Origin of the sequence: Paraburkholderia sp. 22098 (genome assembly GCF_052045935.1) — a bacterium.
Taxonomy (GTDB): domain Bacteria; phylum Pseudomonadota; class Gammaproteobacteria; order Burkholderiales; family Burkholderiaceae; genus Paraburkholderia; species Paraburkholderia caledonica.
Window position 1 is genome coordinate 132,698 of the sequence record NZ_JBQEPV010000016.1, and the last position, 20,600, is coordinate 153,297.

18 protein-coding genes and 1 pseudogene are annotated in these 20,600 nt (G+C 61.1%); 8 read left to right on the top strand and 11 right to left on the bottom strand.

What is annotated here, in order from left to right:
* Positions 1-15: 15 nt before the first annotated feature.
* Positions 16-318, bottom strand: a complete 303-nt coding sequence (locus ACTJLB_RS27355; protein WP_020067623.1) for a putative quinol monooxygenase — start codon at positions 316-318, stop codon at positions 16-18.
* A 116-nt stretch (positions 319-434) separates the two neighbouring features.
* Here ACTJLB_RS27355 and ACTJLB_RS27360 point away from each other — a divergent pair, with 116 nt between their 5' ends.
* Positions 435-563 (top strand): hypothetical protein, encoded by a 129-nt coding sequence (locus ACTJLB_RS27360; RefSeq protein ID WP_440785164.1) that lies wholly within the window; start codon positions 435-437, stop codon positions 561-563.
* Positions 564-798: 235 nt separating this feature from the next.
* Here the strand turns inward: ACTJLB_RS27360 and ACTJLB_RS27365 are convergent, their stop codons facing one another.
* The 3 genes from ACTJLB_RS27365 to ACTJLB_RS27375 all read right to left on the bottom strand — a co-directional run bounded on the left by ACTJLB_RS27365 (position 799) and on the right by ACTJLB_RS27375 (position 5,117).
* Positions 799-2,187 carry a class II fumarate hydratase gene (locus tag ACTJLB_RS27365; RefSeq protein ID WP_440785165.1) on the bottom strand — a complete coding sequence of 463 codons (1,389 nt, stop codon included), beginning with the start codon at positions 2,185-2,187 and terminating at the stop codon, positions 799-801.
* A 146-nt stretch (positions 2,188-2,333) separates the two neighbouring features.
* The gene (locus tag ACTJLB_RS27370; protein ID WP_392395089.1) at positions 2,334-3,722 is read right to left on the bottom strand and encodes a cation:dicarboxylate symporter family transporter; all 1,389 of its coding nucleotides are present in this window, start codon (positions 3,720-3,722) and stop codon (positions 2,334-2,336) included.
* A 24-nt stretch (positions 3,723-3,746) separates the two neighbouring features.
* On the bottom strand, positions 3,747-5,117 hold the full coding sequence (locus tag ACTJLB_RS27375; RefSeq protein WP_440785167.1) for a class-II fumarase/aspartase family protein: 1,371 nt from the start codon (positions 5,115-5,117) through the stop codon (positions 3,747-3,749).
* A 159-nt stretch (positions 5,118-5,276) separates the two neighbouring features.
* Here ACTJLB_RS27375 and ACTJLB_RS27380 point away from each other — a divergent pair, with 159 nt between their 5' ends.
* A complete protein-coding gene (locus ACTJLB_RS27380) occupies positions 5,277-6,008 on the top strand; it encodes a GntR family transcriptional regulator (protein WP_440785168.1) in 732 nt (243 codons plus the stop codon).
* Between the two features lie 107 nt (positions 6,009-6,115).
* Positions 6,116-7,657 (top strand): methyl-accepting chemotaxis protein, encoded by a 1,542-nt coding sequence (locus tag ACTJLB_RS27385; protein ID WP_440785169.1) that lies wholly within the window; start codon positions 6,116-6,118, stop codon positions 7,655-7,657.
* 267 nt (positions 7,658-7,924) lie between these two features.
* Here the strand turns inward: ACTJLB_RS27385 and ACTJLB_RS27390 are convergent.
* From ACTJLB_RS27390 to ACTJLB_RS27400, 3 genes and pseudogenes are all read right to left on the bottom strand, one after another.
* Positions 7,925-8,512, bottom strand: a pseudogene (locus ACTJLB_RS27390) (MipA/OmpV family protein); the annotation flags it as partial.
* Positions 8,513-8,712: 200 nt separating this feature from the next.
* Positions 8,713-9,705 (bottom strand): glycosyltransferase family 2 protein, encoded by a 993-nt coding sequence (locus ACTJLB_RS27395; RefSeq protein WP_440785170.1) that lies wholly within the window; start codon positions 9,703-9,705, stop codon positions 8,713-8,715.
* Positions 9,706-10,042: 337 nt separating this feature from the next.
* Positions 10,043-10,708: a class I SAM-dependent methyltransferase gene (locus tag ACTJLB_RS27400; protein WP_440785171.1), complete on the bottom strand. Its 666-nt coding sequence runs from the start codon at positions 10,706-10,708 to the stop codon at positions 10,043-10,045.
* Between the two features lie 870 nt (positions 10,709-11,578).
* Here ACTJLB_RS27400 and ACTJLB_RS27405 point away from each other — a divergent pair.
* The 4 genes from ACTJLB_RS27405 (at position 11,579) to ACTJLB_RS27420 (ending at position 15,743) form a co-directional block, all read left to right on the top strand.
* Complete coding sequence (locus tag ACTJLB_RS27405) at positions 11,579-11,839, top strand: DUF4148 domain-containing protein (protein ID WP_440785172.1); 261 nt, start codon at positions 11,579-11,581, stop codon at positions 11,837-11,839.
* A gap of 142 nt (positions 11,840-11,981) precedes the next feature.
* On the top strand, positions 11,982-12,644 hold the full coding sequence (locus ACTJLB_RS27410; RefSeq protein ID WP_440785174.1) for a response regulator: 663 nt from the start codon (positions 11,982-11,984) through the stop codon (positions 12,642-12,644).
* A complete protein-coding gene (locus ACTJLB_RS27415) occupies positions 12,641-13,972 on the top strand; it encodes an ATP-binding protein (RefSeq protein WP_440785175.1) in 1,332 nt (443 codons plus the stop codon). Before ACTJLB_RS27410 ends, ACTJLB_RS27415 begins: the two co-directional genes overlap by 4 nt.
* A 214-nt stretch (positions 13,973-14,186) precedes the next feature.
* On the top strand, positions 14,187-15,743 hold the full coding sequence (locus ACTJLB_RS27420) for a methyl-accepting chemotaxis protein (protein WP_440785176.1): 1,557 nt from the start codon (positions 14,187-14,189) through the stop codon (positions 15,741-15,743).
* Positions 15,744-16,086: 343 nt separating this feature from the next.
* On the opposite strand, the gene ACTJLB_RS27425 is transcribed toward ACTJLB_RS27420, so the two are convergent.
* From ACTJLB_RS27425 to ACTJLB_RS27440, 4 genes are all read right to left on the bottom strand, one after another.
* Positions 16,087-16,980, bottom strand: coding sequence for an NAD(P)-dependent oxidoreductase (locus ACTJLB_RS27425; RefSeq protein WP_440785177.1), 894 nt, complete (start codon positions 16,978-16,980; stop codon positions 16,087-16,089).
* Complete coding sequence (locus ACTJLB_RS27430) at positions 16,977-17,288, bottom strand: putative quinol monooxygenase (protein ID WP_408184750.1); 312 nt, start codon at positions 17,286-17,288, stop codon at positions 16,977-16,979. The genes ACTJLB_RS27425 and ACTJLB_RS27430 overlap by 4 nt, the downstream gene beginning before the upstream one ends.
* A gap of 36 nt (positions 17,289-17,324) precedes the next feature.
* A complete protein-coding gene (locus ACTJLB_RS27435; protein ID WP_440785178.1) occupies positions 17,325-18,683 on the bottom strand; it encodes an NAD(P)H-dependent oxidoreductase in 1,359 nt (452 codons plus the stop codon).
* Between the two features lie 180 nt (positions 18,684-18,863).
* Positions 18,864-19,772, bottom strand: coding sequence for a LysR substrate-binding domain-containing protein (locus tag ACTJLB_RS27440; RefSeq protein WP_440785180.1), 909 nt, complete (start codon positions 19,770-19,772; stop codon positions 18,864-18,866).
* A gap of 193 nt (positions 19,773-19,965) precedes the next feature.
* On the opposite strand from ACTJLB_RS27440, the gene ACTJLB_RS27445 reads away from it, so the two are divergent.
* On the top strand, positions 19,966-20,600 hold a 635-nt coding region (locus ACTJLB_RS27445), incomplete at its 3' end, for a TRAP transporter substrate-binding protein (RefSeq protein WP_440785182.1).

Genomic DNA, 20,600 nt, shown 5'->3' on the forward strand with positions numbered 1-20,600 from the left:
CCGGACCCGACGCGGCTACGACGGCAGCTTCGCCGCAAGTACATCGATGTTCATGATTTCCGGCGGTTTGGCAAAGAGATCCGGCGCCTTCGCCATCAGCGCCTCGGCTACTTTGCCCGAGAGGTGCGCGCGGCGGCCGGCGTCGTCGGGGAACGCATCGAAGATGCCGTACACCGACGGCGCGATTTTCAGCCCGAACCACGCGATGGTCGCGGGTTCCTGCTCGACGAGCGGCAGTCCGCCCATCAAGAAGCTTTCGACTTCCTGTTCCTTGCCTGGCTTTGCTTCGAGCCGGACGAACAACGCTGTCTTGACCATGCCTGCCTCCTTGTTGATGCCGTTTGCGGGTATCGACGGGAACCCCCTATGATCTTTTCGCGCATGTACGGCGCGTGCCCAAACCGTCGCCCATGGCCTATTGATCGGAAGCACCGTTGTACCAGCATATAGCAAAGAGCCGCGTGACAGGCGGTCTGATTTCGAACATGCTGGTCGGCTTCACCGCATTGATCAGCATCATCGACCCGCTCGGGGCCGAGTTCGTGTTTCTCGACCGCATGTAAGGGCTTGCGGGCGACGGGCTGCGTTTGATGCAGCCACGTCGCGCCTCGCGCTGAGGCGGAAATCGATCGTCTTTCGGGACTGATGGCGAGTGGCCGTTGTAATTCTGGAAGCCGCCGTCAAGGCCACTCGAAGTCCAAGGTCCGTGGTGGGTCGATTTGAGGCGTTCGAGGACGGCCGCGTACAAACGCGTATAAACGCGTACAAACGCGACCGTCCTCGAACGCCCCGTGTATGCTATTCACCATTCGCCAGCCGCGCGGGATCGACGATCCTGTCGTACTGGTTCGCGTCGATGAGGTCGAGCGACAGCGCCGCAGCCCGCGGCGTAATGCCTTCGCGCAACGCGAGCGCAGTGATCCGCGCGACGGCATCATAGCCAAGCACCGGATTGAGCGCTGTCACCGACAACAGTGCGTTCTCCACGTTCGTTGCAAGTTGCGTCGTGTCGACCTGAAGACCCTTTACGACGCGTTCGTCGAAGTTTCGACACGTATCGGTCAGGACGCGTATCGACTGCAGGACGTTGTAGATCAGCACCGGCTTCGCGACGTTCAACTCGAACAGACCGGAACCCCCCGCAAGCGTCACCGTCTGGTGATTGCCCATCGCCTGGAAGCACGCCTGCACCAGCACTTCGGCGATCGTCGGATTGCGCTTTCCCGGCATGATCGAGGAAGTGAGGCCGTCATCGGGGACAATCAGTTCGCCGAGCCCGCAGCGCGGTCCCGAACCAAGCAGTCGAATGTCATTGGCAAGCTTCAAAAGCGATGTCGCAATCGTATTGAGTACGCCCGAGACATCGACCAACGCATCGTGCGACGCCATGCCCTCCAGCTTGTGTGGATGCGTTCGAAAGGGCAGGCCCGTGCTGGCAGCGAGTTCCGCGCAGAAGCGCTCCGGGAACTGCGCCGGTGCATTCAGTCCTGTGCCTGCGGCCGTGCCGCCCTGGGCAAGCACCATGATCTGTGGCAGCGCTGCGTCGATGCGCGAAATCGCCGCTGCCATCTGATGAGCGTACGCTGCGAAAGTGCGGCCCATCGTCGTCGGCACGGCATCCATGAGATGGGTGCGCGCGATCTTCACCACATCGGCGAATGCGCGTGCGCGTTCGTCAAGCGACGCCTGCATCGATACGAGCGCAGGTCGGAGACGCCCGGTCAGTTCGAGCGCGGCGCTCACATGCATGACGGTCGGAAAGCTGTCGTTGGATGACTGTGACGCATTGACGTGATCGTTCGGATGGACCGGCGACTTTGTCCCCAACGGCTGGCCGAGCAGTTCATTGGCGCGGTTGGCGATGACCTCGTTCGCGTTCATGTTGGTTTGTGTCCCTGAGCCGGTCTGCCAGATGCTCAGCGGAAAGTGATCGTCCCATTTCCCGTCACTCAGTTCCGTGGCGGCTGCCTCGATTGCATCGGCGAGATGCGGATCAATGACGCCGCACCCGCGGTTAGCGCGTGCAGCCGCACGTTTCTGCAAACCGAACGAGTGAGTCAGCGCGGCGGGAAAGCGCTCTTCTGCCGCGCCGAACACGTCCAGCGCACGCTGAGTTTGCGCGCCCCAATAGCGATGCGCGGGAATATCCACGGGTCCGAACGCATCCGATTCAGTGCGCGTATTCATGGTGGGCGTTTCCAGGTCGAATATGAACGGGCGGAGCTCATCACGCGTCAACGAGCGGCTCCGCATTCGAAAGCGGAAAGCGGCTGGATCAAACTGATGCCAGCCGCCTTCGTCATGCGTCGATGCCAGTGTTCGATTAACGCAGGTTATCGAAGCGTGGCCGGACGAGGGTTCACCTGATTGAGGTTTTCGGGCGAAAGTTCGCCGTCGGTCACGCGCTCATCCGCTTCCGCGACTTCAGGAAAAAGCTCGGGATAGAGATGACGCTTCGCGACTTTCGCGTCCAATGTGCCCGACCAGCGCGCGACCACCACGGTAGCAAGGCTGTTGCCGATCGTGTTGCACGTGGCGATTGCCATCGACATGAAGCGGTACACGCCGAAAATGACAGCCAGTCCTTCCACGGGAAGAATGCCCGTGGACGTGACCGTCGCCGCGAACACGACGAACGATCCGCCTGAAACGGTCGCCGCGCCTTTCGACGTCAGCAGCATGAGCAGCAGGATGCCGATCTGATGTTCGATCGTAATGGGTACGTTGTACGCGTGAGCAATGAACATGACGCCCATCGACATGAAGATCGACGTGCCGTCCAGGTTGAATGCATAACCCGTCGGCAGGACGAGGCCCACCGTCTGTTTCGTGCAGCCGAGGCGTTCGAGCTTGATGAGCAGGCGAGGCAACGCGCTTTCCGACGATGCCGTGCCGAGCACGATCAGGATTTCATCTTTGATGTAGCGCATGAAGCGCCACATGCTGAAGCCTGCGAGCTTCGCGATGACGCCCATCACGACGACGATGAACAGAACGATGACCGCATAAAAACTCAGCACGAGTTGCGCGAGCGCGACCAGCACGGCCGTGCCGTTGCTGCCGACCGCGAACGCCACTGCGCCGAAGGTGCCGAGCGGCGCGAGCTTCATCACCAGATTGATGAACGAGAACAGCACCTGCGAAATAAGATCGAGCCCTTCGTTGATGTGCACGCGGCGGCTTTCGGGAATCGCCAGAATACCGATCCCGACCATCACGGCCAGCACCACGACCTGAAGTAATTCACCCTTCGCGAACGCGCCGATGAAGTTGTCGGGCACCAGATGCATCACGAACTCGGTGAAGCCTTGCGGCGCGGCCTTTGCCGCGATGACAGGCGCCGTGCCAGGTGTGACGGCCGTCATGCCTTTGCCTGTCTGCAGCAGGTTGCCCGCCAGCAGTCCGACGGCCAGTGCGATGGTCGACACGACCTCGAAGTAGACAATCGAGCGCCAGCCGACGCGCCCCGCGCTCTTTACGTCGCCCGCCGATGCGATGCCATGCACGATAGTGAGAAACACGAGCGGTGCAACGCCTGCCTTGATCAGCGCGAGAAAAATATCGCCGAGGATCTTCAACTGCGCGCCGAACTTCGGAAAGATCAGGCCAACAGCAATACCAAGCACGAGTGAGATCAGCACTTGCATCCCAAGCTTGCGATACCACGGCCGCTTTGCCGGTGGCGCGACTGACCCGTTACCTGATGTGTTGTCGTTCGTCATGGTGTGGCTCCTCCGCAGCGTTCGTCAGATCTCGCTCGACAGCGCGATGGCGCGATCGACCATTTGCGGCGCGAGGCCCAGATAGTTGGCGGGATCGGTCATCGCGTTGATCGCGTCGCGATCGAAATGCCGGGTGACCTCTGGCAGTGCCGCCAGCGCTTCAGCGAGTGTGCCGCCGCTTTCGTTCACGGTACGGCACGCATCGTAGACGATGTCGTGCGCCTGCTGGCGGCCGGTGTAGGGTGCCATCTGCATCATCACGGCTTCGGCGACGATCAGCCCCTTGCTGATGCCGAGGTTATGCTTCATGCGATCCGTGTCGACGATGAGGCCGCCCAGCGCGAACTTCGCCTGATGGAGCGCACCCGAAGCGAGGATGAAGCTTTCGGGAATCGCAATCCATTCCGCGTGCCACGGTCCCGTTGCGCGCTCGAAGTCCTGGATCATCGCGTCGACCATCAGGCCGGCCTGCTGTCGCACGGCTTTCGCGGCTGCGAGCATCAGCTCGCTTGAAATGGGGTTGCGCTTTTGCGGCATCGTGCTGCTCGCGCCACGACCCTTGACGAACGGCTCGTACACTTCGCCGAATTCGTTGGACGCCATGATCATGATGTCGGTTGCAATCTTGCCGAGCGACCCGGTGACGAGCGCAAGCAGATTGACGGCCTCGGCGAAGCCATCGCGTGCGACGTGCCAGGTCGTCGCGGGCACGCCGAGTTGCAGTTCGGCGGCAAGCGCCTTCTGCACGTCGAAGCCCTTGTCGCCCAGCGATGCCAGCGTGCCGGCCGCACCCGCGAACTCGACCACGGCCACGCGCGGTCGCAGTTGCGCAATGCGCTGTTGATGGCGGTCGAACATCGCCAGCCAGATCGCGGTCTTGTAACCGAAGGTGACGGGCAACGCCTGCTGCAGATGCGTGCGGCCCGCCATCGGCGTGTCGCGGTGCTTCTTCGACAGATCCACGAGGATGCCGCGCAGTTCGCGGATATCGGCATCGATCGAATCGAGCGCGTCGCGGACCTGGAGCGCGACGGCCGTATCCATGATGTCCTGCGTCGTCGCGCCCCAGTGCACATAGCGGCCTGCCTCGCCGCACATGCCGACCAGTTGATGCACGAGCGGAAGAATCGGATAGCCGACGATGTCCGTCTCCTCGCGCATGTGGTCGAAGTCGATGCGCTCGATCTGCGACTCGCGCGCGATCACATCCGCAGCGTCGGCCGGGATCACGCCGACGCGCGCTTCCGCCTTCGCGAGCGCGACTTCGACGTCGATATAGCGCTGCACCAGCGCGTAATCAGAAAACAGGGCGCGCATTCTGGTGGTGCCGAAGGCGTCACGAAACAGGATCGAATCGAAGACGGTGCTGGAAAGCGGGGCGGTGCGGGTAGTCATGACGATGCCTTGAGTCGAGCAAGCGGGAGTGTGCAAAACGCGGACAGGTTACTAATATGTCCGGACATATGGAAGATAATATGTTCGAACATATCGTTCAAGTTATGATTAACCCTGGATGCGCATCGATCCCGTACGTTTCTCCTCACTTTGCAAAGCATGAACAGACCTCATTACGCCGACATCGCTCGCGATCTGACCGAGGGCATCGCCAGCGGACGCTTTCCTGTCGGCTCCTATCTGCCGACCGAACTCGAGTTGCGCGATCGGTACAACACCAGCCGGCATACGATTCGCGCGGCGCTAAACGAGCTTCAGCAGCTCGGATTCGTGTCTCGGCGCAAGAACGCCGGTACGCGCGTCGAGTCGGCGCAGCCGAAGAATGATTTCCGTCCTTCGCTGGGTTCAGTCGAGGATCTGGTGCAGTTCGGCTCGGAACATCTGCGGGTCATCCAGTCGGTAAAAGAGGTTAGCGTGACCGGCAGGCTCGCTGAGGTTCTGCAATGCGAAGAAGGTGCGCACTGGCTGCGTGTGTCGAGCCTGCGTATCGAACGCGACCGTTCGCGTCCGCCTCTCGGCTGGACGGATGTCTACATCGATCCGACCTACACGGAGATCGCCGAGGAAGCGAAGGCAGCGCCCGACACGCTGATCAGTTCGCTGATCGAGGCGCGTTACGGCCGCTGTGTCGTTGAAATCCAGCAAAACGTGCAGGCTGTGAACGTCACGAAAGAGATGGCTGAGCGACTTCAGATGCCAATCGGTTCGGCGGCGCTGGAAATTGTGCGCCGCTATATCGATTCGACGGGCGTGGCCTTCGAAGTGTCGGTGAGTGTGCATCCCGCCGACCGGTTCGCCGTATCGATGAGGCTGAAGCGCTCAGGAGCGTGAGGGTTTACACCGTTCCATGTTCGGGTGATGCGACCGATAACCAATATGTACGGACATATCCGGTTTAATCCCCTGCGGGGCTCACGTCATCCAGCGGACATTTACACATGTTTTCGAAAGTCTCAATCAGGGCGCGGATCTCGCTCGCCTTCGGCCTGCTCGTCGCCCTGATGTTGGTCGTTGCCGCGTTCGGTCAGTGGGGAACGCAAGAGGGGAAGTCGGCGCTCCACGAAATCTATGCGGTGCAATTATCGTCAGCGGTCGCGCTTGGCGACACCAGGTACAACATGGCGATCGCGCGCGTTTCGATGGACCGGGCGCTCCTGCACCCGGAATCGCCGGACGTAAAAGTGCTTCTGCAAAAAGCACGCGCCTATCTGGCGACGTCGAAGAAGGCCTACGAACGCTATCTCGCGCTGCCGAAATCCGCTGAGCAGCAAAAGCTGGCAGAGGCCGTCTCGCTGACATTCGACCGGTTGATCAAAGGTGCGATCGAGCCCACGCTGCAGTCGCTCGAAACGGGCGATGCGGTTGCCGCTAACCGGATCACGATGGACGTGATGCCGCCGCTGGCGCTCGCATTCACCAGGAGCACCGACGCGCTCAACGATTACCTGATGACGAGCGGCGAGTCGAGCTACGAGAATTTCCAGTCGACACTCAGCACGGTGAGCGGCGCATCGGTAGGAGCACTCTGCGTCGCCATCCTTCTGTCACTAGTGTGCGCGATCGGCCTGCATCGCGCGATTGGCCGTCCTTTGACCCGAGCGCTGGAGGTCTGTTCGGCGATGTCAAACGGAGACCTCTCGAACAAGGTTCAAGTGGAAGGCCGTCACGAGATGAGTGCGCTGATGCAAGGCCTTTCAGCGATGCAGGAGGGCCTGAGATCGACGGTCACAACCGTCCTCTCGAGCAGCGAGTCGATGGCGAGCGCCACGAGCGAAATCGCATCGGGTAACTCGGACCTGTCCCGGCGTACCGAGGCGCAGGCGGCCGCGCTGGAACAAACGGCGGCAAGCATGGAAGAACTGACAGCAACCGTTGCGCAAAATAGCGAGCGTGTCGGATTCGCTACCGAATATGCCAGCAACGCATCGGGCATCGCGAAGACGGGCGGTGTCGTGATGGATCGCGCTGTGCGAACCATGGCCGGCATATCGGATCAGTCGACAAAGATCGCGTCCATCATCGGCACGATCGAAGGGATCGCTTTTCAGACGAACATCCTGGCATTGAATGCCGCCGTCGAAGCGGCCCGCGCGGGCGAGCAGGGTCGTGGCTTTGCTGTGGTTGCCGCTGAAGTGCGTACGCTCGCACAGCGCTCCGCCAGCGCGGCAAAGGAAATCAAGGCATTGATCGACGAAGCCGTGACGGGCGTGACTGAAGGATCGGGGCTCATCGATCAGGCAGGCCGCACGATGATGGAGATCGTGCAGTCGATCGAAAAAGTGAGCAACGTGATGCAGGAAGTAGCGGCGGCCGCGAAAGAGCAACAGGATGGCATCGAACAGGTCAACCGCGCTGTCTCACAACTGGATGAAACGACCCAGCAAAATGCGGCGTTGGTGGAAGAGACTACCGCGGCAGCACTGTCACTTGCCGACCAGGCGCAGACACTCCGGTCGGCGGCGAGTCGCTTCCGAACATAAAGGCGCTGAAGCCAGCAGAGGCTCGGTTGCATGGCGTCGTTGATGTGAGTGCGGCACCTGCGGGAGGGTGGGGACTTCCGGGTTCGGCCACAACCCGCCGTTCACGTGCGCCGTCGGTCGGATGTTCAGGGGTCGGCTCTGCGGGACACAGCGAACGTTGCCATGATGATGGCTCGACTGCTTGCCGGCTGTTTCCTCTCTGACCACAGTGAAGTATGAGCGCTGGGTTTACTCGGGCCGCGAGAATCGCGCGAACGATTTTCGTTGCTAGAAGCGGTACAGCACGGACGCCACGCCGTTGAGGTCGAGCCGCCGCTCGGTAATTGGACTGCCTGCGGCGTAATGCTCGAGGCGTCCCACAACGGCCTCGACGCTCGCCGACCAGTGCGGACTGATTTTGTAGGTTGCATTCACGTTGAAGTGAATATCGCGCATGCCGGAACCGGTATCGTAGTGCGGCAATCCCGATGCCGCGCTTTCCTGCGGCGTAATGCCGAACAGGGTCTTCGTATAGGTCGCGTTGGCCCAGGTGAGGCCTGGGCCCATCGAAATGAGCCAGTTACCGATCGGCGCCGACATGAATATATCGGCCGTCGCCGTCAGACCTTGTCCTGTTCCCGCGATGTCCTGATAGGCCGCGACCGCGCCGGTGAACGCCCACACCGTGTAATCGCCGAAGAGTCGCAGCTTCGGTCCGTAGTGCACATCGGGCAAGCCTTTTAATCGCGCATCGTCGGACGACGATCGCGACTGGAAGTCGAAACTGACCGACATTCCGAGGTGATAGTTCTCACCATGCAACACGTTGACGCCGAGCACATCTGGACCTTGTGAGAAAACACAGTCCTTCCATGTCGAGTGGCAGAGGCTGGGACAGGAGCCGAGTCTTTGCCCATGCGCGGCACGCCCAGACAGGCGCAGTAGCCTTTGCGTTCTTCATCGTCACACTCTGCCAGCGCGTTCGGTTTCGCCGACAATGCCGTCGTGACCCTTGTCTCGCAGCGTCGACTCACATATCGCTGCGCCAGATCAGGGAAAGTGATGCGCATGGATTTTCAATGCGGCGGAGATGGTCCTTTGCGGTAGCGCCGGCCTTCGGCCTTGAATTTATACAGTTCTGGCACCAGCGCAAGCAGGATACGTTTGGGCGTGAATAACCGCGCCGAGACGTGTGTCGCGACATGCCACGTGGCAGCAACGTTCATTTTGCGGAGCCTCATGTCGGGACCGACGAGCGCGCTGACAAAGTGCAGATCCCCAAGCGCATTGCCGATGATTTCTTCTCTTATTACGGCCCGTTCCGGTGGCTCGAGTGCATCAAACGAGAGCCCTGACATTTCTCGAAGTATTCGATACATGCTGTTGTAATGGTGGAGTGTTTTTGCTGCGACCATCGTTGAATCCGCCCGCAACCGTCTTTTGTATAGCCTTTGGTTCAGCACGGCGACTTTAAGCCTCTGATTCAGCATCAACGACACAAAAAAACAATTGTCTTCATATACGGTGCCATCCATGAAGCGCAGGTCGCCGATAGCAGTCCGTCGTGCGATAAGGCAGCATGGCGACACGCAATACCGCCCTTGTCGCAGCGATTGGACGACGAAATCTCCAGACCATATCGGTGAGTCGCCCAGCGGCCGCTGGTAGTAGTGTTCTTCGAGCCTGTACTCCGGTGAGCCAGGCGGGAAGACCACTGCCTCGAAGACGACCACGTCAACTTCCCGGTCCTCGAATTCCTTATAGCAGACACTCAAGGTATCGTTGTCGATGATGTCATCGCTATCCATGTAATACAGATAGGAGCCAACTGCGACTGATGTGCCTAAGTTGCGCGCAGCAGATTGGCCGCGGTTTTGCTGACGGATATATCTGAAACGGGGGTCGCGTGCACACAGCTTTTTCGCAATCGCGCCTGTGTTGTCTGTCGATCCGTCGTCTATGATAATCGCCTCCCAGTCGGTGAACGACTGTCCGGCAATGCTTTGCAGCGCTTCCTCGATGTAGTCCTGCACGTTGTAGGCCGGCACGATGATCGAAAACGCTGGCATAGATACGTTCCTTGGCTAGTAGTTCAAACTGGCATGTGGCGCGCGCTGCCATACCCGTGATTGCAGGAGGACGGCCGGTTACGGCGACTTTCGGAGGAAGATTGGATCGACGCCGACGAGGTCGAATGCCTGCCGCGTTGACCGGCGCCGAAGGAGTGGAAAATGGAGCCCATGTTTTCACGCGCGCGCAATTGAAAACAGTGGAAACCCTGGCCGTTATCGTTGCATTTTCGAAGGCTCGCGCAGTAGCTTGGACCGATTCGGCAAGCTTAGATCCGGTCGGCCGCTTGATTGCTGGGCGAGCCCTATGCATTTACAAGTGGACCGGTTGATAGATTTATCGTGGTATCAGCACGGCCACATTCCATCTCAGTCCAGACTGGACGTGCACAATACGGACACGATCAAGTTCCTCAAACCCGGCCCTCAGCCGTTTCCATGTGTTTATGCCATCGGCGTGATGCCACATGCTGACGACAAGTATTCCATCGGGCGCAAGGTAACGTGCGAATCGCCCGAGATAGTCGTCCGGATTCCTAAGGTAATAGAGCACTTCGTTAAAGACGATGACGTCGAACAGTTGCGAAGTCTGGAACGTGGTGACGTCCGCTACAGCGAACTCTGCTCTTTGGATGTTCGACTGGCGTGCCTTCTCGATGGCGGCTTCCGACAGGTCGATACCCAGGTAACTGGATATTGCGGCATTCGACAGCCAGCGCGCAAGGATGCCCGTGCCGCACCCAACGTCCAGAATGCGCGCCGCCGGTTTGAAGTGCAGGCAATATCCCACGATCACGCTGTACCGGCCGACTTCCTTTGTACTGGAAAGATAATCCCAAGCTCCGGAGTCGTACTCGTCATTCCATGTCGTATTCGAGATCGAGGCGTTGTTCGGATGCGTAATCCACGCCTTGATTGCAACCGGCATGAACTTATGAATAGGCCATTCCATAATTTTTTTGAGTCGTCTCGCAGTGCTTACAATCCCGTTGGAATCGAACAAAGCTACCTCCTTCGAGAATCAACGTCAGCAACGCGGATGCGAGCGCCCGAATTGATGGAATGGGCAGGCGCCTATTAGCGGTTGCAGAAATCATGCTAACGGGTGGACTGTGCATGCATCGATGACGCTCCTTGATAGGGCGTACTGTGGAGGACAAATGGCGGAAAGTCACTTGCCGGCGTGGGAGGGCGAGTGGGAGCGAAGGCGGCGTCGCTCGGCGCGATCGCATCGATATTCTTGGCGCGCACGTAGTTGCCGGTGAGATCGCGCTCGACGTTTCGCAGACTTCTCTAAAGCGTTTTGCACGAAGTCTTAAGAAATACTTAAGAACCCCTAAAAAATCCAGCAGATCAGTATGAGACGCCGTGAGCGTGTGCGGCGGTCGCCGGTCCGGCAATCTTTCCGGCGGTGTCGCCGCAGACCAACGTGCTGCTGCCTTCACCGCCCAGGCACTGACCTCTGCGATTCTGCGTACGCTCAAAATCGGCTCCCAAAACAATATGTGCGGCAGCCGTAACTGGATGCCTGAAAGAGCGGGCTATTCTCCATATTGCCGCTTAAGAAACCCTTAACTCGCCGTGTTGTGCTTTAGAACGGGGGCTTCCCGGCACGTTTCTTCTGCTTGATATCTGCGCACCTGCGCCTTCGTTCGCGGCTTGATTGTCGGCTGGTTCAATGACGCGGAAGCGTCCCGACAGCTTTGAGTTCAGTGTTCGCGAGGAACGAGAAAGGCGCATAAGCGTCCGCTAAGGTTGCGTGCGTAATCTGAGGCAGTGCGTCGCAACATGTCCTAACGTTGCAGTCCACGACGGACACGTAAAGACACCGGCGTGCGCAATCCATCGCAGACTCACTCAAATGGAATACACCATGAAAAACCTACTGTCGATCAGCCTCGTCGTTATCGCCGCCGCCGTGCCGGTTGCAAGTTTTGCGCAGCAACCCGAGAACGGCCCGCTGACCCGCGCGGACGTGCGCGCGCAAAGGGCTCAGGCGGCGCAAGACCATCGCACGCAGTCGAAGGTGCATTATCCGGCGACAGAGCAGTCGGCGAATCTGACCGGGGCCGCCGATACAGGCTACGGTAAGCAGCCCGGGGATCGTCGGAATCGCGGACGGTGCCCTCGCTGAATGCCGTCTCGTCCGGCGCGGCGAGCGGCCTTTTCGCACATCATTGAGCGATGCGCCGCACTCTCGAATACCGTTGCGCCGCTCGCATCCGCGCTAAGCTTCGCCAATCGGCAGTGACGGACGAGTCAGGAGATGCACCACCATGCGAATGTTGTTAGTGGAAGACGATGAGATGATCGGCGAGCCGATCATGGAGACCATGCGGCGCGCGGGCTATGCGATTGATTGGGCCCGCGATGGTCGTGAGGCCGAGCTCTCACTCGATCACGATGTCTATGATCTCGTGTTGCTCGATCTTGGGCTGCCGAAGGCGGACGGCGTAGACGTTCTCAACCGCTATCGTCGGCGTGGCGGAAGTGCCCCGGTGCTTATCCTGACCGCGCGCGATGCAGTCGAAGACCGCATCGCGGGTCTCGATGCCGGCGCTGATGACTATCTCGTCAAGCCTTTCGATCTCGATGAACTGGCGGCGCGGGTGCGCGCGCTGCTGCGCCGTCGCACTGGACAAACCAGCCCGCTGTACACGCACGGTGACCTGACGCTCGACCCCGTCAGCCACGAGGTGACGTTGCGTGACGAGCCACTGTCACTGCTTCCACGGGAATTCAGCTTGTTACAGGCACTTATCGAAGAGCCCAGGCGAGTCTTCACCCGTTCCGAACTCGAGGAGAAACTGTATGGCTGGGGCGAGGAGGTCGGCAGCAACACGATCGAAGTTCACGTGTCTTATTTGCGGCGCAAGCTGGGGGCTGAGCACATCGTGACCGTGCGCGGCGTCGGCTATCGGCTCAAGAGGTGCGAATGACGTCGATCCGCCGCTGGCTGCTCGGGTGGTTGATCGCAGGGCTCGGTGCCGCGGTATTGACTGCAGGTTATGGCATTTTTCATACCGCGCGATTAGAGGCGAGCGAACTGTTCGACTACGAACCACGCACGGTCGCCCTTTCTCTACCGTCCACCCTTACCGACGGCAAGTCGTTAGAGCATCGCGGCCCCAACTTCGAGGGTCTCGCAGAAGACCGGCTTTTCATCGAAATCTGGGGCAACACCGAGACGCCGGTTTACGCGTCGCTGGGCGGTGTCGATCTTCCCCGGTTTCCCGCTGGCATTCGCACAATCGAACACCAGGAGGTTCACTGGCGTGTATTCGGTGCACAGCAGGGCGATCGTTTCGTGCAGGTTGCGCAACCCGTATCGGTACGCAACGATCTCGCGTTGCGTCTCGCGCTGCGTACGTTGTGGCCATTGGGGGTATTCTTTCCGGCGATTATTCTGATCGTGCTCGTCGTCGTGGGCCGGGCTCTGTCACCGCTTGAACGAATTTCTCACGCGCTCGCGGCGCGCTCATTGAATTCACTTGCTCCGTTGCGTCTGGACAGGCGTAGCCCGGTCGAACTGGAGCCGCTCGTCAATGCGCTGAATGATCTGCTGAACCGGCTCGACATTGCATCACGTGCACAACGCACCTTCGTTGCAGATGCGGCGCATGAACTTCGTTCGCCGCTGGCCGCGCTGAAGCTTCAGATCCAGGCGGCCGAGCGTGATGGCTCGCTGACTAGTCCAGGCACGTTCGAGCGCATCAAGGGACGACTCGACAGGATGATTCACCTCGTGCACCAGTTGCTGATTCTTGCACGCGAAGATGCGCCCCGCGCTGATCAGTTTGAAGTCGTCAGTTTACGTGGACTCGCGGAGCGTGCCGTAGCGGACGCTTCATTTCTTGCCGAAGCCAGGAAGATCGATCTGGGCCTGGACTTCGCCGACCCTTCAATCACTGACGATCCGTATGACATCCACGCAGAAGCCGCCGGTATCGAAGTCCTGCTGAACAACGTGGTTGACAACGCTATCCGTTACACGCCGGAACATGGGAAAGTTGACGTGATACTTGCCCGAACGGGAACTGAGGTCAGCGTGACGGTTGTCGATAGCGGTCTCGGAATTTGCGAGCACGAACTGGATCGGGTTTGCGACCGCTTCTATCGCAGCGCAGGGACCAAGGAGCAAGGCAGCGGTCTGGGACTGGCAATTGCGGCGCGCATTGCCGATCGGCATAACGCCACGCTTTGCCTGAAGAACAACAAACACCGGCCAGGGCTTAGCGTGGCTTTGACAGGGCTGCGCAGCGTCTGACGAAGTTAATCGGCATCGACGGAGTAATGACGCCGGGCGCGGACTCGATAATGAACTCGCTCGGGCTCGGGCTCAGGCTCGGGCCGCCTGACTGTTCGGGTTTTCAAGGGACCGGCGCGGAAGCTTTCGCGCAACTGTCGCTCAAGTTCGCCGGCGTGGCGCCGATAAAAAGGCAAGCCATTCAGTTGCCAATGGCCTCACAACGCGCACAAACATGAAAGTCTCCACAAAACTCATTTCTTTGGTAGGTGCGGCCCTCGCCGGTGTCATCTGCATCGGCGCGATTGCGCTGACTCAACTCGACCGTGCGCTGATTGAGGGCAGAAGGGCGCAGATCACCGAGATGCTCAATAAGGCCGAACATCTCGCGCTGCACTACCAATCGCTGGAGGCGAGTGGCAAGCTGAGCCGCACCGATGCACAGGCTGCAGCGAAGACAGCGATCGCGCAACTGAATGCAAACGCCAGCAGTTATTACTGGATTACCAGCACCGACAGCATCAACCTGGTCCATCCGAATGCCGCATTGATCGGCACGAAGACCGGCGGCAACCGCACGCTCGAGGGCGATCTGACCGACACGCAAGCGTACGCGAAGGGCCTTCAGGAGGGGCACATCGCATTGGTCGACGTGCTGATCAAGCGAGCGCAGGACGCGCCGCTGGTCCCCAAACTGCAAGGCGTGGTAGCGATTCCGCAATGGCAATGGTGGATCGGCACCGGCTTCTTTTACGACGACATCAACGCGGTGTTCTGGCGGCTCGCGCGCACGCTGATCGCGACCGGCATAGTGATCTTCGCGGTGGTCGCCACGATGGCGTGGTTCATGACGCGCAGCATCCGTCGCACCCTTGGCGGCGAGCCGGCCGACGCGAGCGAGTTCGCCGCGCAGATCGCCTCGGGCAATCTCGCCGCGCAAATCGCGCTCGCGCCCGGCGACCGATCAAGCATGCTCTATGCGCTGAACGAAATGCGCGTGAAGCTGCGCGATCTCGTGCGCGACATTCAGAACGCGAGCGAAACGATTGCTAGCGGCAGCGGCGAGATCGCGCAAGGCAATACCGATCTGTCGCAACGCACCGAAGAGCAGGCAGCATCGCTGCAGGAAACCGCGGCGAGCATGGAGCAACTGACCGCAACCGTGAAGCAGAACGCCGACAACGCTGGCCAGGCGAGTGAGCTCGCGGTGCTCGCGTCGGACGCGACCGCGCGCGGCGGCGCGGCGGTCGATCAGGTGATCGGCACGATGCAGGAGATCGCCGACGAGTCGCACAAGATCGGGCAGATCATCAGCGTGATTGAAGGGATCGCATTTCAGACCAACATCCTTGCGTTGAACGCGGCGGTCGAAGCCGCGCGCGCCGGCGAAGAGGGACGCGGCTTCGCGGTGGTCGCCGGCGAGGTGCGCTCGCTCGCGCAACGCAGCGCGACAGCGGCCAAGGACATCAAGGCGCTGATCGGCTCGTCGGTGGCGCGCGTCGAGGGCGGCACCGCGCAGGTCGCGACGGCCGGCGAACGGATGCGCGACATCGTGCAGTCGATCAAGCGCGTGAGCGACATTATGGCCGAGATCGCCGCCGCGTCGCTCGAGCAGAGCACCGGGATCGAGCAGGTCAATCGCGCGGTCTCGCAGATGGACGAAGTCACGCAGCAGAACGCGGCGCTGGTCGAGCAGGCGACCGCGGCGGCGGCGTCGCTCGACGAACAGGCTGCGCGTTTGAGGGCGACTGTCCGCGTATTCCGGCTTGCTCCGAATCACGCGTTGGGGTAAGCGGTCGGTTGACGCCGCCGCAACGCAACCAATCAAGCGTAGACACGGCGGTACGGCCAATGTCGGAAGTAGGTGCCAGGGAATCGTGTGGGCTCTTAACTTCGGTCACTGTTCAAAGGGCGACGATGTCGGAGTGGTTTCCGAGGCGGACGTTAAGTTTCGCCAAATTCGGCTTCGCCGCTTCGTTCTACAAGCGCGATATAAACCGCGCGTGGTACGTGGCGCAAGCGCGCGGATACGGCATGTATGTATCAATACCGGCCGTGATCTCTTACGGCCTCCCGGAAGAGAGCGTGGAACGACGCATGGTGCGTGTTGAATCAAACATCCGTTCGGTCCAGTGTCATGACACCGGCAAGCCGTTGCGCCTGCGCAGTTCCCGAATCAGTGCGCTGTGGTCCAGCTCCCCGTCGCCATGTTCGACCATGTCGGTGAAGAGGCCATCGACGAGCCCCAGTACCGGCAACTCCAGCCCCACGCTTTGCGCGAAACCGAGCGCCGTCTTCGTATCCTTGATTTGATACCTGGCTGGGCCGCCCGGCGCGAAATCCCGCGTGATCATGCGCGCCGCGTGCTGGCGCAGGATGGCCGAGTCGGCGAATCCGCCGAGCAGCGCCGCGCGAACCTGCGCAGGATCGGCGCCGCCGCGCTCCGCAAGCAGCATCGCTTCGGCGACCGTCGCGATCGTGCTCGCGACCATCATCTGGTTGACGAGCTTCGCGAGCTGCCCCGTACCGGCCGGTCCGATGCGCGTCGGACGGCCCATCGTCTGCAGCACGGCGCGCACGCCTTCGAAGACCGGCGCTTCACCGCCTGCCATGATCGCGAGCGTGCCATCCTGCGCGCCTTTCTCGCCGCCGGAGACGGGCGCATCGAGATAGCCGATGTCGCGCGCAGTCGCGGCTTGCGCATGGCGCTGCGCGGTATCGACGGGAATCGAGCTCATCACGATCAGCACGCTGCCCGCGCGCATCTTCGCGATGATGCCGTCGTCACCGAGCAGGATATCGTCGCATGCGGGGCCGGAGCTGAGCATGCAGATCACGACATCCGCATTGCGCGCGGCTTCGATCGAGTGCCCGACTACCTCGATGCCCGCCCCGGCGAGCGGCGCCGCCTTCTCGCGAGTACGGTTCCACGCCGCGACCCGGTAGCCGGCGCCAGCGATGCGCCGGGCCATCGGCAAGCCCATGATGCCCGTGCCGATGAAGCCTACTGCGAGGCTCGCGCGCATCATGCGGGCTCGCGGCGGCCGAAGCGCACGGGGCGCTCCGCCACGATCAGCGCTGGAAAGCCGGCACGAAATCGATCGAGGTGCGGCGTCTGCAAGTGCGTGTCGAACGCGGCGCGGTCGTCGTAGACTTCGTAGAACATGACGCGCGCCGGCGTCTCGTCGAGCTGGACGATATCGAACTGCCGGCAGCCGGGCTCGTCGGCGAGCGAGTGCCGGGCGTCGTCGCGCGCGAGCGCGAGGAAGTCGCGAACGCAATCGGCCTTCACTTCGAACTCCGCGACGACCACGAACGCTTCGGTTCCGCTATCCATGCTGGACTCTCCATTCGATGCCATGATGTGCGCGCCTCACGCTGCCTTCGCCGGCTTGCCGAGCGCACTTTGTTCCATCTCGCGACGCAGCGCGACGACATCGAGATCGCGTTCCAGTTCGACGTCCTCGAAGCGCACGATGGTGTCCTTGGCGACCGGACGCTTGAGCCTAACGTTGTGCGCGAGCCCGATCGGCAGGCCGCCGATGGCCAGGCTCTTCGACGCCGGGATTGCGTTGGCCCAGACCGCGTAGCCGCCTTCGCCGTCGAGCATCTCGCCCGGCTTGAGGTCGTGCTTGGCGGTCGCCACGGCGTCGCCCCGGAATTCCTTCGACGACCCCGTCGCTTCGCCGCGAAGTACCGCCGACAGTACGCTCACGCTGGTTTCGAGGCCGATCATGTGGAACGGGCGCCACATCGAGCCGTACCAGCCGGTCGGATCGACGAGCAGGCCGTATTGCTTGAAGCAGGCGCGCGCGTATTCGTTCGGCGCCTTGAACGTGACGAACACGCCGTAGCGAATGTTATTGAACACTTCGCGGCCGTCCGGCTCCTGGCTGGCGGCGATGTCAACGAGACCGCTGCGCGACAAGCGTCCGCCATCTTCCGCTGGCCGGAATACGCGCGCCAGATCGTGCAGGCCGGCGGGAGGAAACGCGAGGCCGTTGTCCGGGCAATCGAGGCCCGTGCCGTTCGCGACCGCCGCCATCTCGATCGCGGCCTTGGTGCCGTCGGTGAAGGAGTTGTACATCTTCGGGTTGAAGTCGCCCTTGGCCACTTCCTCATCGGTCCATCCGAAGAAGCTCCACACGGTGTCCGGCGTCGAATAGCGATAGCGCGGTTCGAAGTTCATGCCCTTGCCGGCGGAGGTCAGCTCGAATCCGCACGAGCGCACCCAGTCGACGAGTTCGCAGATGATCGCGGGCTGGTCACCGTACGCCATGCTGTAGACAAGGCCGCGTTCGCGAGCGCGCGCGGCGAGCAGCGGGCCGCACATCGCGTCGGCCTCGACGTTGACCATGACCACGTGCTTGTTACCTTCGATCGCGGCCAATGCGTGACGCACACCGGCAATCGGATGGCCCGTCGCTTCGATGATGCATTCGATTTCATCGCACGCGGCGAGCGCGGCGGCATCGTCGAGGACGCACGTGGCGCCGGTCTTGACGGCATCGGAGAGGGTGCGTGCGCCGTATTGCTCGACCGGCCAGCCGACTCGCGCAAGCGATCCGCGCGCCTTGCCGACGTCGAGATCGGCGACGCCTACGACATGCAGCCCTTCGATATGGCGGGCCTGCGACAGCACCATCGAGCCGAACTTGCCGGCGCCGATCAGGCCGACGCGAACGGGGCGTCCGGATGCGTTGCGTGCCTGGAGCAGACTGGAGAGATTCATGTGCAATCCTTTGTTGTCGAGACTATGGATCGTGGCCGCGAACGCGGCGCGCGGTGATTGGCCGGGGTGGCGTGATCGAAGGCATGACAGCGGTGCGCCTTACTTGCGAGCAAGTGTAGTCAGGAGCTTCTGACAGAACAATTAACATTTCCGAGGCGATTTGTTAGCCAGGCTTCAACATCAGCGGGCGGCGGGAAGCTGGGACGCCGATTGCCAGGCGGCACGTTCGGCGCGCAGCCAATCGAGGAACAGGGTCACTTTCTTCTTGTGCAGATGCTCGAACGGGCAGACGATCCACTGCGTCGTCAGGCGGATCGCCGGAGGCTTGCGCACCGGGCAGATCAACGTGCCGTCGCGCAGTTCGCGCCACATCATGAGCGTGCTTTCGAGCGCGATGCCCATGCCGTCGACGGCCGCATCGATCGCCATATGGCTGCGATCGAACAGCACGCGCTGCCCCGGATCGAGCGGCGCCGCGCGCGCTACCGAGAACCAGTGTGGCCATTGGACCTGCGACTTGATCGAGTAGATGAGCCGATGCCGCTGAAGATCGGCGGGATCGAGACTTGACGGCGCGCAGTACGCCGGCGAGCATACCGGCAGGAACGACTCCTCGGTCAGCGCCTCGACGTAGACGCCCGGCCATTGTCCGGTGCCGTGACGGATCTCGATATCGACTGCTTCCTGCGCGAAGTCGGTCATTTCATTGGTGCCGTTCAGGCGCACCTCCAGATCGGGATGGCCGTCGAGGAACGAGCGCAGACGCGGCAAGAGAAACTTGGTGGAGAGCGTCGGAGTCGCGCGTACGGTCAGGAGCGTGACGGAGCGCAACCCGCGTATACGCTGAGTCGCATCCGCGATGCGATCGATCTCCTCTGAAATCATCGCGAAGTAGCGCTCGCCTGCTTCGGTCAATGCCACACCCCGTCCGACCTTCGTCATCAACGCCGTGCCCAGGTGAGTCTCCAGCGACTGGATTTGCTGGCTGACGGCCGATGGCGTGACGTTCAATTCCGCAGCTGCGCGAGAGATGCTCCCCGAACTCGCCGCAGCATGAAAAACACTGATGGCCCGCAATGGCAGATACATAGTCACCCTTTAGTTTGGCTACACCTTTGCGCAAAATAATTGAATTGTCCTTCACCAACAAGCCTCTTATATTTTGGACACGCAGGGCCGGCAGCGCCTCGACAAGAGTCGGACAAGCGCCGCAACGTGCCACGACGCCATACCGACAAAGTGGCGCGCGTGCACGTAAGTTCATATAAATGGAGACAGCATCATGAGCACGTCGAACTCGCCGCGCCGCATTTCGCGACGCGCGGTGTTGAAGGCTGCGGCCGCCCTTCCGCTGGTAACGATATGGACCCGGCCTGCACGCGCTGCCGAGTTCACCTACAAGCTCGCTACCGGGCAATCCCTTAATCAACCGATCAATGCGCGGCTGAAGGAAGCCGTGGATCGCATTCGCGAGGCGAGCAGCGGCAGGCTCGAGATCCGCTTCTTCCCCGCATCGCAACTCGGCTCGGACACCGACCTGTTGTCGCAGACGCGCTCGGGCGCCGTCGAGTTGCTCAACATATCGGGCTCGGTGCTCTCGACGGTGATTCCGCTCGCGGCCATCACCAATCTCGGCTTCGCCTTCTCCGGATACGACCAGGTCTGGCGCGGCGTCGATGGGGATCTCGGCAAGCTCATCCGCGCGCAGATCGACAAGAGCGGGTACGTGTCGGTGTCGAAGGCAGCGGACAACGGCTTTCGGCAGATCACGTCCGCAACGAAACCGATCAAGGCGCCCGAGGACTTGCGCGGCTACCGGATTCGCGTGCCGGTCTCGCCGATGTTCACGTCGCTCTTCCAGACGCTAGGTGCGAACCCTACGTCGATTAACTTCAACGAGCTCTACACCGCGTTGCA